This is a genomic window from Bacillus sp. GS3m_15504 (assembly GCF_055825275.1).
Genome location: NZ_JBVVNL010000004.1, coordinates 118512 through 131328 on the forward strand (window position 1 = coordinate 118512; position 12817 = coordinate 131328).

Annotated in this window: 12 protein-coding genes; 5 read left to right on the top strand and 7 right to left on the bottom strand. The window is 34.0% G+C overall.

What is annotated here, in order from left to right; all coding sequences use genetic code 11:
• Positions 1–53 precede the first annotated feature (53 nt).
• Together AC0L0O_RS24660 and gloA2 are read right to left on the bottom strand one after the other, a co-directional pair.
• Positions 54–1352 carry a hemolysin family protein gene (locus AC0L0O_RS24660; RefSeq protein WP_000353297.1) on the bottom strand — a complete coding sequence of 433 codons (1299 nt, stop codon included), beginning with the start codon at positions 1350–1352 and terminating at the stop codon, positions 54–56.
• Positions 1353–1459: 107 nt separating this feature from the next.
• Positions 1460–1846 (bottom strand): SMU1112c/YaeR family gloxylase I-like metalloprotein, encoded by a 387-nt coding sequence (gene gloA2, locus AC0L0O_RS24665; protein WP_001027458.1) that lies wholly within the window; start codon positions 1844–1846, stop codon positions 1460–1462.
• 91 nt (positions 1847–1937) lie between these two features.
• Here gloA2 and AC0L0O_RS24670 point away from each other — a divergent pair, with 91 nt between their 5' ends.
• The 3 genes from AC0L0O_RS24670 (at position 1938) to AC0L0O_RS24680 (ending at position 5890) form a co-directional block, all read left to right on the top strand.
• On the top strand, positions 1938–3116 hold the full coding sequence (locus AC0L0O_RS24670) for a NupC/NupG family nucleoside CNT transporter (protein WP_000668841.1): 1179 nt from the start codon (positions 1938–1940) through the stop codon (positions 3114–3116).
• 260 nt (positions 3117–3376) lie between these two features.
• Positions 3377–4393 (top strand): LCP family protein, encoded by a 1017-nt coding sequence (locus tag AC0L0O_RS24675; protein WP_001984694.1) that lies wholly within the window; start codon positions 3377–3379, stop codon positions 4391–4393.
• A gap of 234 nt (positions 4394–4627) precedes the next feature.
• Positions 4628–5890 carry a VanW family protein gene (locus AC0L0O_RS24680; protein ID WP_000777372.1) on the top strand — a complete coding sequence of 421 codons (1263 nt, stop codon included), beginning with the start codon at positions 4628–4630 and terminating at the stop codon, positions 5888–5890.
• A 48-nt stretch (positions 5891–5938) separates the two neighbouring features.
• Here the strand turns inward: AC0L0O_RS24680 and AC0L0O_RS24685 are convergent, their stop codons facing one another.
• Positions 5939–6211: a hypothetical protein gene (locus AC0L0O_RS24685; protein WP_000288796.1), complete on the bottom strand. Its 273-nt coding sequence runs from the start codon at positions 6209–6211 to the stop codon at positions 5939–5941.
• 15 nt (positions 6212–6226) lie between these two features.
• On the bottom strand, positions 6227–6745 hold the full coding sequence (locus AC0L0O_RS24690) for an RNase A-like domain-containing lipoprotein (protein WP_428889488.1): 519 nt from the start codon (positions 6743–6745) through the stop codon (positions 6227–6229).
• 377 nt (positions 6746–7122) lie between these two features.
• On the opposite strand from AC0L0O_RS24690, the gene AC0L0O_RS24695 reads away from it, so the two are divergent.
• A complete protein-coding gene (locus AC0L0O_RS24695; RefSeq protein WP_000852196.1) occupies positions 7123–7671 on the top strand; it encodes a TVP38/TMEM64 family protein in 549 nt (182 codons plus the stop codon).
• Positions 7672–7733: 62 nt separating this feature from the next.
• Here AC0L0O_RS24695 and AC0L0O_RS24700 read toward each other — a convergent pair whose 3' ends face one another.
• The 3 genes from AC0L0O_RS24700 to AC0L0O_RS24710 all read right to left on the bottom strand — a co-directional run bounded on the left by AC0L0O_RS24700 (position 7734) and on the right by AC0L0O_RS24710 (position 11134).
• Positions 7734–9434, bottom strand: a complete 1701-nt coding sequence (locus tag AC0L0O_RS24700) for a M4 family metallopeptidase (protein ID WP_428889486.1) — start codon at positions 9432–9434, stop codon at positions 7734–7736.
• A 174-nt stretch (positions 9435–9608) separates the two neighbouring features.
• Positions 9609–9863 carry a Phr family secreted Rap phosphatase inhibitor gene (locus AC0L0O_RS24705; RefSeq protein WP_000746250.1) on the bottom strand — a complete coding sequence of 85 codons (255 nt, stop codon included), beginning with the start codon at positions 9861–9863 and terminating at the stop codon, positions 9609–9611.
• On the bottom strand, positions 9860–11134 hold the full coding sequence (locus AC0L0O_RS24710) for a helix-turn-helix domain-containing protein (protein WP_001187926.1): 1275 nt from the start codon (positions 11132–11134) through the stop codon (positions 9860–9862). The genes AC0L0O_RS24705 and AC0L0O_RS24710 overlap by 4 nt, the downstream gene beginning before the upstream one ends.
• A gap of 200 nt (positions 11135–11334) precedes the next feature.
• Between AC0L0O_RS24710 and AC0L0O_RS24715 the strand changes: the two genes are divergently transcribed.
• Entirely contained in the window at positions 11335–12798 is a 1464-nt protein-coding gene (locus AC0L0O_RS24715) for a nicotinate phosphoribosyltransferase (RefSeq protein ID WP_428889484.1), read from the top strand.
• The last annotated feature ends 19 nt before the right edge of the window (positions 12799–12817 follow it).

A 12817-nucleotide genomic window follows, 5' to 3' on the forward strand; every position in this document is an offset into this window, starting at 1 on the left:
CCTTTTTTGAAAGCGCAAACATTTAATTTTCTATATATAACTTTTATAGAAAATCATTCTTCTACCTTCTTTATTTCCACTCGTTTAATTTGATGCATATCTTTTTCCAGAACTTTAAAAGAAAAGCCGTGTTTCTCAATAATATCTCCTTCAGCAACGATTTGCTTTTGTACCATAATCCAGCCACCAATTGTATCTACATCATCAGCGATTAAGTGAATGCCAAATAAATCATTCACTTCACTAATAAGCACTTTTCCTTCTACAATTTTACACCCTTCACTTATATGCTCTATAGGCGGGTGTTCATCTTCATCGTATTCATCTCGGATTTCTCCAACAATTTCTTCTAAAATATCTTCTAATGTAACAATTCCTGCTGTACCTCCGTATTCATCATACAACACAGCTAATGGAATATGTTTTCTTTGCATTTGTAATAGTAAATCATGTATAGGAATATTTTCTAACACTTCAATAACTGGTCTTGTATATGGCGTAATGGAGCATTCCTCGTCCCGATTACCATCCATATAACGAATAAATAAATCCTTTACATTAACCATCCCAATGATTTCATCTTTATCTTCACCAAATACAGGATACCTCGTATATTTTTCTTGTGCGATTATTTTAATATGTGTTTCAAATGGTTCGTCCTCATATAAACCTATAACTTCCGTACGAGGCACCATAATTTCCTTTGCTACTCTATTATCAAATTCAAAAATGTTATTTACATATTTAAATTCCCTTTGATTAATCTCTCCGCTCTCATAACTCTCAGATAAGATCAATCGTAATTCTTCTTCTGAATGAGCTACTTCATGTTCTGAAGCTGGATGTAAACCAAATAACCCTGTTACAAGCCTTGCCGAACCATTTAAAGCCCAAATAAACGGATACATTATTCGGTAAAAGTAAATAAGTGGCTTCGATAATAATAAGCTAACTTGCTCTGCTCTTTGTATGGCGAACGTTTTGGGAGCAAGTTCACCAATAACAACATGTAAAAACGTAATAACTGCAAAAGCAATAATAAATGAAACGGTACTTGCAATTGCAGGAGATAAGTTTAGTTTTAAAAACAACGGCTCAAGTAAATGTTTTATAGTCGGCTCGCCTAACCACCCAAGCCCTAAAGCGGTAATTGTAATACCTAACTGACATGCTGATAAATATTCATCTAAGTTCGAAGTTACTTTTTTCGCTGCCAATGCCCCTCGTCGTTTTTCACTAACGAGTTGATCAATACGACTGCTACGCACCTTAATAATTGCAAACTCAACAGCTACAAAAAATGCTGTTAATCCAATAAGGATGGCTACCATCAGTAATTTTAAAATATCCACATATACCCTTTAGCTTTCTTAGCTAAAGTTACACCTCCTTTTAAAAAGAAGTTTCACTTTAGTTTCTTCATTTACTCAAAAGCAACCCTATATAAAATTCACCAATTTCAAACCTCATACAATTCTAACGGTAGACCGTCAGGGTCTTGGAAAAAAACAAATTTTTTCCCGGTTATGTCATCAATACGTATCGCCTCAGTTTCAACGCCACATTGACTTAAATGTTGCACGGCTTCTTCTATATTTGTAACAGCAAATGCTAAATGCCTAAGTCCAGCCGCTTCTGGGAAGCTCGGACGCTTCGGAGGATTCGGAAATGAAAATAATTCAATTTGATACTCTTTTCCTACACATAAATCTAACTTATAAGAATCTCTTTCCTTTCTATATACTTCATTTATCGCTTTAAAACCCAATATCCTAGTATAAAAATCCTTTGACACTTCATAATTCGAACAAATAATTGCAACGTGGTGCACTCTACTTATATTCATGATTTCTTTATTCCTTTCTTTACCAAAGATGCATATTCTCCCTTGAAATGAAAAACATATATAGCAGAATATCTCTTTTAGGGGGCTTACTATGAAATTTATTACTTTTTTCTTAGGACTTATCGTCGTCTTCTTCCTTGCTTATATCGCTAGTAACAATAAGAAGCATATTAAATTTAAACCTATTTTCATCATGCTTCTTATACAGTTAATTTTAACCTATTTATTATTGAATACAGAAATCGGTCTCATACTTATTCGGGTCATCTCCAGTTTGTTTACAAAGCTACTCGAGTATGCTGCTGATGGTATAAACTTCGTATTTGGCGGCCTTGCCAATAAAGGTGAAATGCCCTTTTTCCTTACTGTCTTATTACCAATTGTCTTCATTTCCGTCTTAATTGGTATACTACAACATTTCAAAATACTACCATTTTTCATTCGTTGGATCGGTTACTTCCTGAGCAAAATAAATGGTCTTGGGAAATTAGAATCTTATAATGCTATCGCCTCTGCCATTGTCGGTCAATCAGAAGTTTTTATTACAGTCAAAAAACAATTAGCTCAAATTCCAAAACACCGTCTTTATACACTTTGTGCATCTGCCATGTCAACCGTATCTATGTCTATCGTAGGTGCCTATATGACAATGATTGAACCTAAATATGTAGTAACCGCACTCGTTCTCAATTTATTTAGCGGTTTTATTATCGTACTTATCATTAACCCTTACGACGTTAAAGATGACGAAGATATTTTAGAGATTAAAGGCGAAAAGCAAAGCTTTTTTGAAATGCTTGGAGAATACATTTTAGATGGCTTTCGCGTAGCTATCGTTGTCGGCGCTATGCTTATCGGATTCGTCGCATTAATTAGCTGCATTAATGATCTATTCCTCATTATATTCGGCATTACTTTCCAACAATTAATCGGCTACGTCTTTGCGCCTATTGCATTCCTTATCGGTGTACCAAGTTCTGAAATTGTCGCGGCTGGTAGCATTATGGCAACGAAGCTTGTAACGAATGAATTTGTAGCAATGATGGACCTTAGTAAAATCTCTAATAGCCTTTCTCCCCGTACAGTTGGTATTATTTCTGTTTTCCTCGTTTCTTTTGCCAACTTTTCTTCTATCGGCATTATTTCAGGTGCGGTAAAAGGATTAAACGAAGAACAAGGAAACGTTGTTGCAAGGTTTGGCCTTAAATTACTATATGGAGCTACTCTCGTTAGTATTTTATCTGCAATTATCGTAAGCATTATGTTGTAATTAGGTAAAATTTTATCATTTTCTTATCCCTATCTTTTGTATACAATAACGAATAGGTGTCTTATAAAATGAAACTTTAATCAGATTCGGCTATCCCTACTCTCATTATTAGCCTTCACCAATTGGGTATTTACCGGATAAATAATCAAGACATCTATTTTTTATACATGTACAATCGCTTTTATTTAGCGTACAATATTTTTTATGTATTTAAATGCGCTTCTAGATGTATACACTTTGATAGTTTTAAAGGAGAAAAAATGATGAAATCCGATATGAACAAAGATACTCGAGCCAAAAAAGGACGCTCAAAGAAAAAACGTCTACTTTGGTTCCTTCTTATTCCATTACTGATTATAGCACTTGGAGCAGGGGGATACTCCTTCCATATATACAGTAAAGCAAAATCAATTTTAAGTAATGCCTATTCTGAGCTGGGTCGCGGAGATAAATCCAGCAAACGTGAAAAAGCCGTTAAACCTATGACTGACAACATTTCCATACTTATTATGGGTGTTGATGAAAGTGATATTAGGGACAAGAATTATGGGAAAGCAACTCGTACAGATGCACTATTACTTGCCACAATTAATAAAAACGATAAATCTGTTAAACTTGTTAGTATTCCACGTGACTCACGTGTCTACATTAAATCACGTGAGAAATACGATAAAATTACACATGCGCACGTATTCGGTGGTGTGGACAGCACGATTGATACCGTAGAGAACTTTTTAGATGTTCCAGTTGACTACTATGTAAAATTCAACTTTAAATCATTTATCAAAATTGTTGATTCCCTTGGTGGTATTACTGTCGATGTTCCAGTTGAATTCACAGAACAAAATAGTAAAGATGAGGCTGATGCAATTCACCTTAAAAAAGGACGTCAACATTTAAATGGAGAAGAAGCACTGGCACTAGCTAGAACTCGTCATATCGATAGTGATTATATGCGAGGTCAACGTCAACAACTTGTTTTAGAAGCTATTGCTGAAAAGGCATTATCTCTTAATTCCATTAATAAAATCGGTGGTCTATTAGACGCTGTTGATAAAGACTTAAAAACAAATTTAACTTTTGATGATATGATGACAATTGCAAAAAATTCAATGGGTTCAAACTTAAAAATGGACAAATTGCAAGTAGAAGGTACTGATAAATATATAGGTGGTATTTATTATTACGTTCCAAATGAAAAAAGCGTCAATAATATATCGACAACACTACAAGAACATCTCGGTGTTACGAATAAAAATGAACATAAAAAATTATAATAAAAAGGCTGCTAGAACTTTCTAGACAGCCTTTTTATTATAATTTTCAACATATTTTTCATGCATATTGTGACAAAAAGAGACAATTATTACAACAGTGTAACATTTTTTATAAAAACATTACACACATAGTGAAAATAATAGTATACTAGTACGTACATAATGTTATTTTCATCATTTTTATACAAAAAATGTAATACATATATTTATACAAAAATTTCTGGGGGGAAATAAATGAAGCTAAGTAAAATACTGATCGGTTCTGCAATTGCTGGAGGCATATTACTTTGTGTAGGCGGTGTTAGTGGATATCAATATGTATCCAAACTAAATAATCAATTAGATACTACTGCATTACCAAATACTACATTTGAAGGTATTTCTCTCGATGGAAAAAATAAAAAAGATATTCAAGCTATTATTAATCAAAAAATAACTGAACTAGATCAAAAATCACTTACGTACATATTCCAAAATGATAAACAAACTTATACATGGAAAGATTTAGGGATAAATTATAAAGAAAAAGATATTATCGACAAAATCTTTAAAGAGCAAGAAGGAAACGCAATAAATCGTTACAAAATGCGGAAGCAGGCTGAAAACGGTGAATTAAAACGCGACTATAAATTAACACCTCAATTAAATACAACTGCTTATGAAAGCTTTATGAAGGATAAATATAATGAAACATTAAAAAATCCTGTTAATGCAGAATTAAGTATTGAAGGCACTACAGTAAATATTAGCCAAAGTCAAAATGGAGAAAAAATCGATAAAGGAAAGCTAACTGATTTAACGAAACAGGCCATTACTTCTGGCACATCTGACATTACGTTACCAGTTACACTATTAAAACCTGAACGCTCTACAGAAGATATACAGAAAATGGGAATTAAAGAAGTAATCGCTGAATATTCGACTCCAATGGCTGGTCGTAACGGGAATCAATCCTTTAACGTAAATAAGTCAGCTAATACTTTAAGTGGCGTTATTGTCGCACCTGATGAAACGTTTAGTTTTAATGGCCGCGTTGGCGTAACGGATGCTGCACATGGTTATAAATCCGCAGCCGTATATTCACAAGGTAAGGTTATACAAAGTGCAGGCGGAGGCGTTTGCCAAGTTAGTAGTACTTTATATAGCGCAGCTTTAAGAGCAGATTTAGGAATTGTTTCTCGAAGCAATCATTCTATGCCCGTAAATTATTTACCACTTGGGCAAGATGCAGCAGTGGCAGATTATGGTCCGGATTTAAAATTTAAAAACAATACAGGCAATCATATTTATATTCAAGCATTTTCAAATGGAGGTAGTATTACTACACGTATTTTTGGTACAAATACTGGTAAAAATGTTGAAGTTTCTTCTCAAGTAATTAGTAGAACTAATGATAAAATAACAGCAGTTACGTATAAAAAAGTAACACAAAACGGTGAAGTAATATCTAATGGCCAAATTTCAAAAAGCGTATATAAAAGTGCTCCAAAACAATAAGCCCCCATTAAAAGAACACATTTCAAAAAAGAAAAAGGCGTGAGTAAATCACGCCTTTTTCTTTTGCAATAATACTAAAAAGGTTGTAAGATGATCTTTCGTTTCTTCTAAAGACCACATACGATTTCCTTGCCTAGCAGCTAATACGCACGCCTCTTCCCAGGCATCCTTTTTCTTCATATATAATAATTCATCGCGTAATTTCAAAACAATTTCTTCATCTTCTTGCTCTATAAACTCTTCCATCACGCCTACTATTTCATCTTCATGGATACTTAACGTACAGTACGATTTGAGAAAATATTGTAATGTCGTATACATATTTACTCCCCCTTCTTATTTATCAGATGGATAAGAAGTAATGATCTTATACCCTAAATCTCCTGACTTATCTATCGCTAAAACAGTAACTGTTTTTACTAACTTGTCTTTTACATTCATATTTTTCTTTATTACCGTTTTTCCAACCGGGAATGAATGAGTTGTATTCAATACGAGACGGGCCTCTTTAGAATTTTTTAACCAATCTTGAATTTCCTTATCATGCTGCTTCAAACTATCTTTTACAGCTTTCGTCGCTGTTTCCTTATCATAGTATGTACTTGCTGCTGATACTTTATCTGTCTTCAAACGATTCTTCAAATCCTCTTCTGATTTACCTACATGTCTTTCAATCGTATGACCATTTTTAGGTGGTCCTTCCATTTCATCTAAAATATTATCACTAATTTTTTCTACTGATGTCGATTGATTCCCTGTTTGTTTCTCTGTTTTTTGTTCTTTTCCTGCACATCCACTTAAGATCAGCACTAGTGCCAATAAACTACTCAAGAAAAGACTACTTATTCGTTTCATCATATCACCTCTTTCATGATTATTATCGTAACTCCACTAAAAGTCAATTTCACACTGAAAAAACATACACATTTTTTAAATTCCTCACCTATTTTTCATAAAACCGCTATTTTTGACCTTTTATAAATATACCCCTATGTTTTTATAATTATTTCCCGAGTTTAAATACCTATAAAAACACCAAATAAACCTTTTAAATAAAGGGTTCATTTGGTGTTTTTTAAGTTATTAAAATATACCCCTGATTTCATATACCCAATACCTATATAAGGTATACGGATGGTGTTTTATCAACGTTTTCTACATTATGTAAATTTGTACTTGCCTACACAATGGAAATATGGTGTAATGCAAAAAAAGATAAAGGATTTTAAACAATGGCTGAAACAATTCAAAACTTCTTAACAGACTATTATTCAATCGCAATTCCACTTAGTATCTTAATTAACATCATCATCAGTCTTTTAGGTTTTATCCCTAGTATTTTTTTGACCGCTATTAACATACAGCTCTTTGGTGTAACAAACGGAACCATTATTTCGATCGCAGGTGAGGCATTAGGGGCTATTATCTCGTTTTATATTTATCGTATAGGCCTTCAGAAATTCACTCACAGCAAAGTAAATAAGTATCCAAAGGTAGAACGCCTCCTTTATGTAAAAGGTAAAGAGGCCTTTCTACTCGTCCTATCATTCCGATTGATACCTTTTATCCCATCCAGTATCGTTACTTTATTTGCAGCTCTAGGTAAAATGTCATTACTATCCTTCAGTATTGCCAGTACAATAGGTAAAATACCGGCTTTATTGATTGAAGTATATTCGGCATATCATGTTATCAATGGAACAAATGAAGCGAAGTGGATTGTAACAATCGCGGGCGCTATTGGGTTGTTTTATTTGTGGAAAAAATGGAGAAAAAAATAAAGAAGGAGCCTATGCTCCTTCTTTATTTTTGAGGTATTTTATTATAACTATCCCTTAAAGCCTTAGTTTACGCCAACAGCACTATATGATTGCTTAACTGCTGCTACTTCTGCAGAGCTAGCACCATATAAGTCAGCTGCAGCTTGTACTAATCCAGCACGAGCTTGACTAAACGTAGTAGATTGTGTGAAATATTGCGTATTTGCACGGTAATAAATCGCTCCTACTTTATCTTTACCAATACCGTTTACAGTAACACCGTAATGCGTACCACCATTCGCTAGTAAGTAAGCCGCTTTGTTAATAATACCGCTATTTGTATGAACGCCACCGTTATCACCAGTACCTGTGTAACGCTTAGAATAATGATCTGGATCACCATATTTCGTTGGATCACTCATAGAGCGAAGTGCATCTCCAGCTTTACCAGGCGTGTAAATATCTTCACCAATTTCCCAATCAGGGTTACGGTTATCATAATACTCTACTAATGTACCAAATACATCTGAAATAGCTTCATTTAATGCTCCTGATTCATTTTGATAAATTAAATCTGAGCTATACTCTGTAACAGCATGCGTTAATTCATGGCCAATTACATCAATTCCACCAGACAATGAAGTGAATGTTACACCATCACCATCTCCGTATACCATTTGTGAGCCGTTCCAGAACGCATTATTATACTTACTTCCGTAATGAACTGTCGATTTTAATGGTGCTCCTGCATCATTAATAGAGTTTCTATTAAAAGTAGCTTTATAATAATCATATGTTTTACCTGCATAGTAATGAGCATCTACTGCCGCTGCATCATACGCTGCATTGAAAACATTATCCGCATCTCCCCATAACGTTCCCGGTAATGTAGTTCGGTTTTTCGCATCATATGTGAAAATCGTTGCTCCGCGCGTATTATCTTGTAAATAGTAAGATGATGCAGATAACGTTGTATTAAGCGATTTCGTATCTCCTAATACACCTTTACCAGTACCCACTGCATTTGTTCCTGTTACAGGCTTTACAGCTGGTTTCGCTTCCTGTTTAGGTGCCTCTTGCTTAACTGGTGATTTATCTTCATTTGCTACATGATCCAATTTATTATATTTATTTAATACTTTACCGCTGTCTGCTTCAATGAAATAGTAGTAGTTTCCTGGGCTTGGCTCTAAGAAGTTTAAATTTACAACGTATGCATACGTTGTTTCTTCACCATTTTGATATACATATAAGTCCGCTTTTGGTTCTACCTCATATTTCGGTGTAACACCTAAATCTTTTTGCGCAATTTCAATTGCTTTTGCGCCTTCGATCTTATTTTTATTTTTCAACTTTTCTTTTTTGTCTAAATCAGGTGCAACTGTTCCAGACAATACTTTTAAAGAACCATCTTTACTTACGTGAGCTACTTGCGTAGAACCCCATACAGGTACTCCTTCGTAAACTTGTTGCAAACGTAATACTGTTGAATCAGTTACAGCATCTTTCTTCGCTTGTTTCACTTTGAAAGAATCTTGCGCACTCTTTTCCCCTAACTTATAATCACCTTTTGCTGCATTTAAGTAATCAAACACAACAGATTCTGCTTTCTTACCAGTTGCTTCAGTTAAATCCCCAGAAACAAACTCTGGTGACTGTACTGTCTCATTGTACTTCTTCGTAGAGAGCACATTTTTAGAATCTGCAAAAGCAGAGCCTGTCCCTCCAAACGTTGTAACTGCCATTCCTGTCGCTAACACTAACGCTAAACTTTTCTTTTTCATGAACCTTCCCCCTAATAAATTTTTTTGAAAAAGAGTAGTTTCATATTAGCATTATGTTTCCACTATTAATATACTAAAAATTCAATTAATTTATTTCTCAAGTTTTGTAGAATTTTGAGGAACAAATATTGAAAAACCCCTTTCCGGTTGGAAAGGGGTTTTTTCAATATTATCTTAACCATAAATATCTGGATTAGAGTAATTTATAACCTTTTCTTCTGAAAAATTAAAACCGTAAATATCTGGGTTAGAATATTTTATACTACCTTCTTTTAAAGAGTTTAATCCATAAATATCTGGATTAGAGTAATTTACTGAGCCTTCTTTCAAAGACTTTACTCCATATATATCTGGATTTGAATAATTAACCCCGAAAGAAAGAATTGCTACTAGCCCAAGCCCTACTACACCATATATACGTTTTTTCAATTCAATTCCTCCCTTTCTTCCAAAACTTTAATAACTTCTTTATAATATTTATTGCTTTCCTCGTACTTAAATTCATTCTCTAAGTACATTGCTAATTCTAAATAGGCATTTTTTAATTCTTTCATACTACCCACACTCTTAAAGAATGGAATAGCCTCATTCTCTAAAAATCTCTTAAACTCTTGGGATTCGCCAAAATATTTATACTTAAATATACAGAATGAATAAATCATTTTATTATATTTTTCATCACTACGTGAACACTCAATCCCTTTTTCTATCCATTTCTGTGCTTCTTCATAACATTTAAGATGAATAGATTGTTTAGCCAAACCATAAATTGTTTCAATATAATTCATATTGACAGTCTGCTGTAATTGGAAGCTTTGAAGAAAATAGCTTTTTGATTTATCATGCTCATTCTTATAATGGTATAATTCTCCCATATTATTTAAAGTCATAGCTTTAATCATGTCTTTTTCCGCAAAAGAATCCACTTCTCTTAATATACTTTCATAAATCTTTAGAGCTTCTTCATACTGTGCTTTTTCCACATAACTTAAAGCAATAATCGTTTGACAATTTATTACATAACGGAATTTGTATTCGTTACGGAACCCTTCCATGGCAATGTTAGCAAAGTGCATGGCTAAATGGGGTATATTTAGGTGACTATACGCAAGGCTCAAGTTATAATATATACCAGTTTCATAATAACCTTGCTCTTTAGCCATTTCTTCCGTTTCAATTAAATACTTCAAACTTTCCTTATGCTTATATTGCAGACTAAGTAACAATGCCTTACTGTACGTATACAATAACTTCTGAAAAGGTGAGTATTTCTTGTACACTTTCTTCAATCTCTCTAATTCTTCTTCAACAGCAGGAAAATCTCGTTTCATAATTAAATAACGCGTATAAAGCAGTTTATAATAATTTATAATTTCAAAATCCAAAACATGCTTCATTTCACCTTGCAATTCTTCATATATGCGTTCTACTTGTGGCTTGTCCAAATGAACTAATGCATTTAACCATTCATCCAGCTTCCCCTTCACATCTTCTTCTACATCTCTCAAATCCGTCACGGCAATTTCTAATCTTGCGCAGAGCAATTGTAGAATCTCTTCTGATGCTTCGATCTTTCCATTTTCGATTTTACTTAAGTATGAGACAGAACAAATGCCCTGACATAATTCTTCTTGTGTCATTTTTTGCTGTAGCCGTTTGTAAAAGACTTGTTTGCCTATTTTTTCTAATGTTTGTTGCATTGTCCTCCTCCATTCTCATTTACCCCCATTACTTTAATAATACATAAAATCTTGAGAAATATAAATTGATAAATGTTAATTTTCTAAAAAATATGCATTATTTCATTTTTTTCCCTCTTGACTCTTCTTTTATATCCATTCTTTGCTACGATGGGTGAAAAATTGGTATACTATAACCAAATTATGGAGGTGTTTTCGCGATGACTTATTATAAAGACGATAGCTATGCCTTACATACAGATTTATATCAAATTAATATGGCTTATACATATTGGAAAGATGGTATTCACAATCGCCGCTCGGTGTTTGATTTATACTTTCGAAAGCTTCCATTCGAGAACGGTTATGCTGTTTTTGCTGGTCTTGAAAAAATTGTAGAGTACCTAGAAAACTTCAGCTTTACCGAAAGCGATATCGCTTATTTAGCAGAATTACAATTTGAAGAAGAATTTCTTCATTATTTACAAAATATGAAATTCACTGGTACGGTTCGTAGTATGCAAGAAGGTGAAGTTGTGTTTAATAACGAGCCTTTATTACGTGTTGATGCACCGCTTGGTGAAGCACAAATTATTGAAACTGCACTGTTAAACATTGTGAATTACCAAACATTAATTGCAACAAAAGCAGCTCGTATGAAGCACGCTGCAAATAACGATGAACTTTTAGAGTTCGGCACACGACGTGCCCACGAGTTCGATGCAGCCCTTTGGGGCACACGCGCTGCCTTTATTGGCGGTTTCTCCTCTACAAGTAACGTACGGGCTGGAAAACGCTTTGGGATACCTGTAGCCGGTACACATGCGCACTCTTTTGTTCAAGCTTATCGCGATGAATATGTTGCTTTTAAGAAATACGCTGAAACTCATAAAAAATGTGTCTTTCTCGTTGATACATATGACACATTAAAATCTGGTGTGCCAAATGCAATTCGTGTCGCGAAAGAGTTTGGGGATCGCATCAATTTTTATGGCATTCGCCTCGATAGTGGTGATATGGCTTATTTATCTAAAAAGGCAAGAAAACTACTAGATGAAGCCGGGTTTACAAATACAAAAATTATTGCTTCTAGCGATTTAGATGAATACACAATTATGCACTTGAAATCTCAAGGAGCAAAAATTGATGTATGGGGCGTTGGAACAAAATTGATTACATCCTTTGAACAACCAGCGTTAGGAGCTGTTTATAAACTAGTTGCGATTGAAGATACTGATGGAAAATTAAATGATACAATTAAAATTTCATCTAACCCTGAAAAAATTACTACTCCAGGACTTAAACGAATTTATCGCATTATCAATCGAGTAAACGATCATGCTGAAGGCGATTATATTGCATTAGATTATGAAGAACCAGGAAAAGAAGAACGCTTAAAAATGTTTCATCCTGTTCACACGTATATAAGTAAATTTGTAACAAACTTTGAAGCTCGCGAACTGCATAAAGACATTTTCGTTAACGGTGAAAGAACATATGAACTACCAAGTATATTAGATATTCAAAAATATAATGAACAGAGCCTCTCTCTATTTTGGGAAGAATATATGCGAACTTTAAACCCTGAAGAATACCCTGTCGATTTAAGCCAAGAGTGCTGGGATCATAAAATGAATTACATTCAAACAGTTCGAGAACAAGTTGAAAAAAACATACAAAAGTAAACAGAGAAGTTTCCCCTTC

Coding starts and splice junctions, on each gene's coding strand:
- gloA2 (WP_001027458.1), bottom strand. CDS start 1,846: ATGAATATAAGTAGAGTGCACCACGTTGCAATTATTTGTTCGAATTAT.
- AC0L0O_RS24670 (WP_000668841.1), top strand. CDS start 1,938: ATGAAATTTATTACTTTTTTCTTAGGACTTATCGTCGTCTTCTTCCTT.
- AC0L0O_RS24675 (WP_001984694.1), top strand. CDS start 3,377: ATGATGAAATCCGATATGAACAAAGATACTCGAGCCAAAAAAGGACGC.
- AC0L0O_RS24680 (WP_000777372.1), top strand. CDS start 4,628: ATGAAGCTAAGTAAAATACTGATCGGTTCTGCAATTGCTGGAGGCATA.
- AC0L0O_RS24685 (WP_000288796.1), bottom strand. CDS start 6,211: ATGTATACGACATTACAATATTTTCTCAAATCGTACTGTACGTTAAGT.
- AC0L0O_RS24690 (WP_428889488.1), bottom strand. CDS start 6,745: ATGAAACGAATAAGTAGTCTTTTCTTGAGTAGTTTATTGGCACTAGTG.
- AC0L0O_RS24695 (WP_000852196.1), top strand. CDS start 7,123: ATGGCTGAAACAATTCAAAACTTCTTAACAGACTATTATTCAATCGCA.
- AC0L0O_RS24700 (WP_428889486.1), bottom strand. CDS start 9,434: ATGAAAAAGAAAAGTTTAGCGTTAGTGTTAGCGACAGGAATGGCAGTT.
- AC0L0O_RS24710 (WP_001187926.1), bottom strand. CDS start 11,134: ATGCAACAAACATTAGAAAAAATAGGCAAACAAGTCTTTTACAAACGG.
- AC0L0O_RS24715 (WP_428889484.1), top strand. CDS start 11,335: ATGACTTATTATAAAGACGATAGCTATGCCTTACATACAGATTTATAT.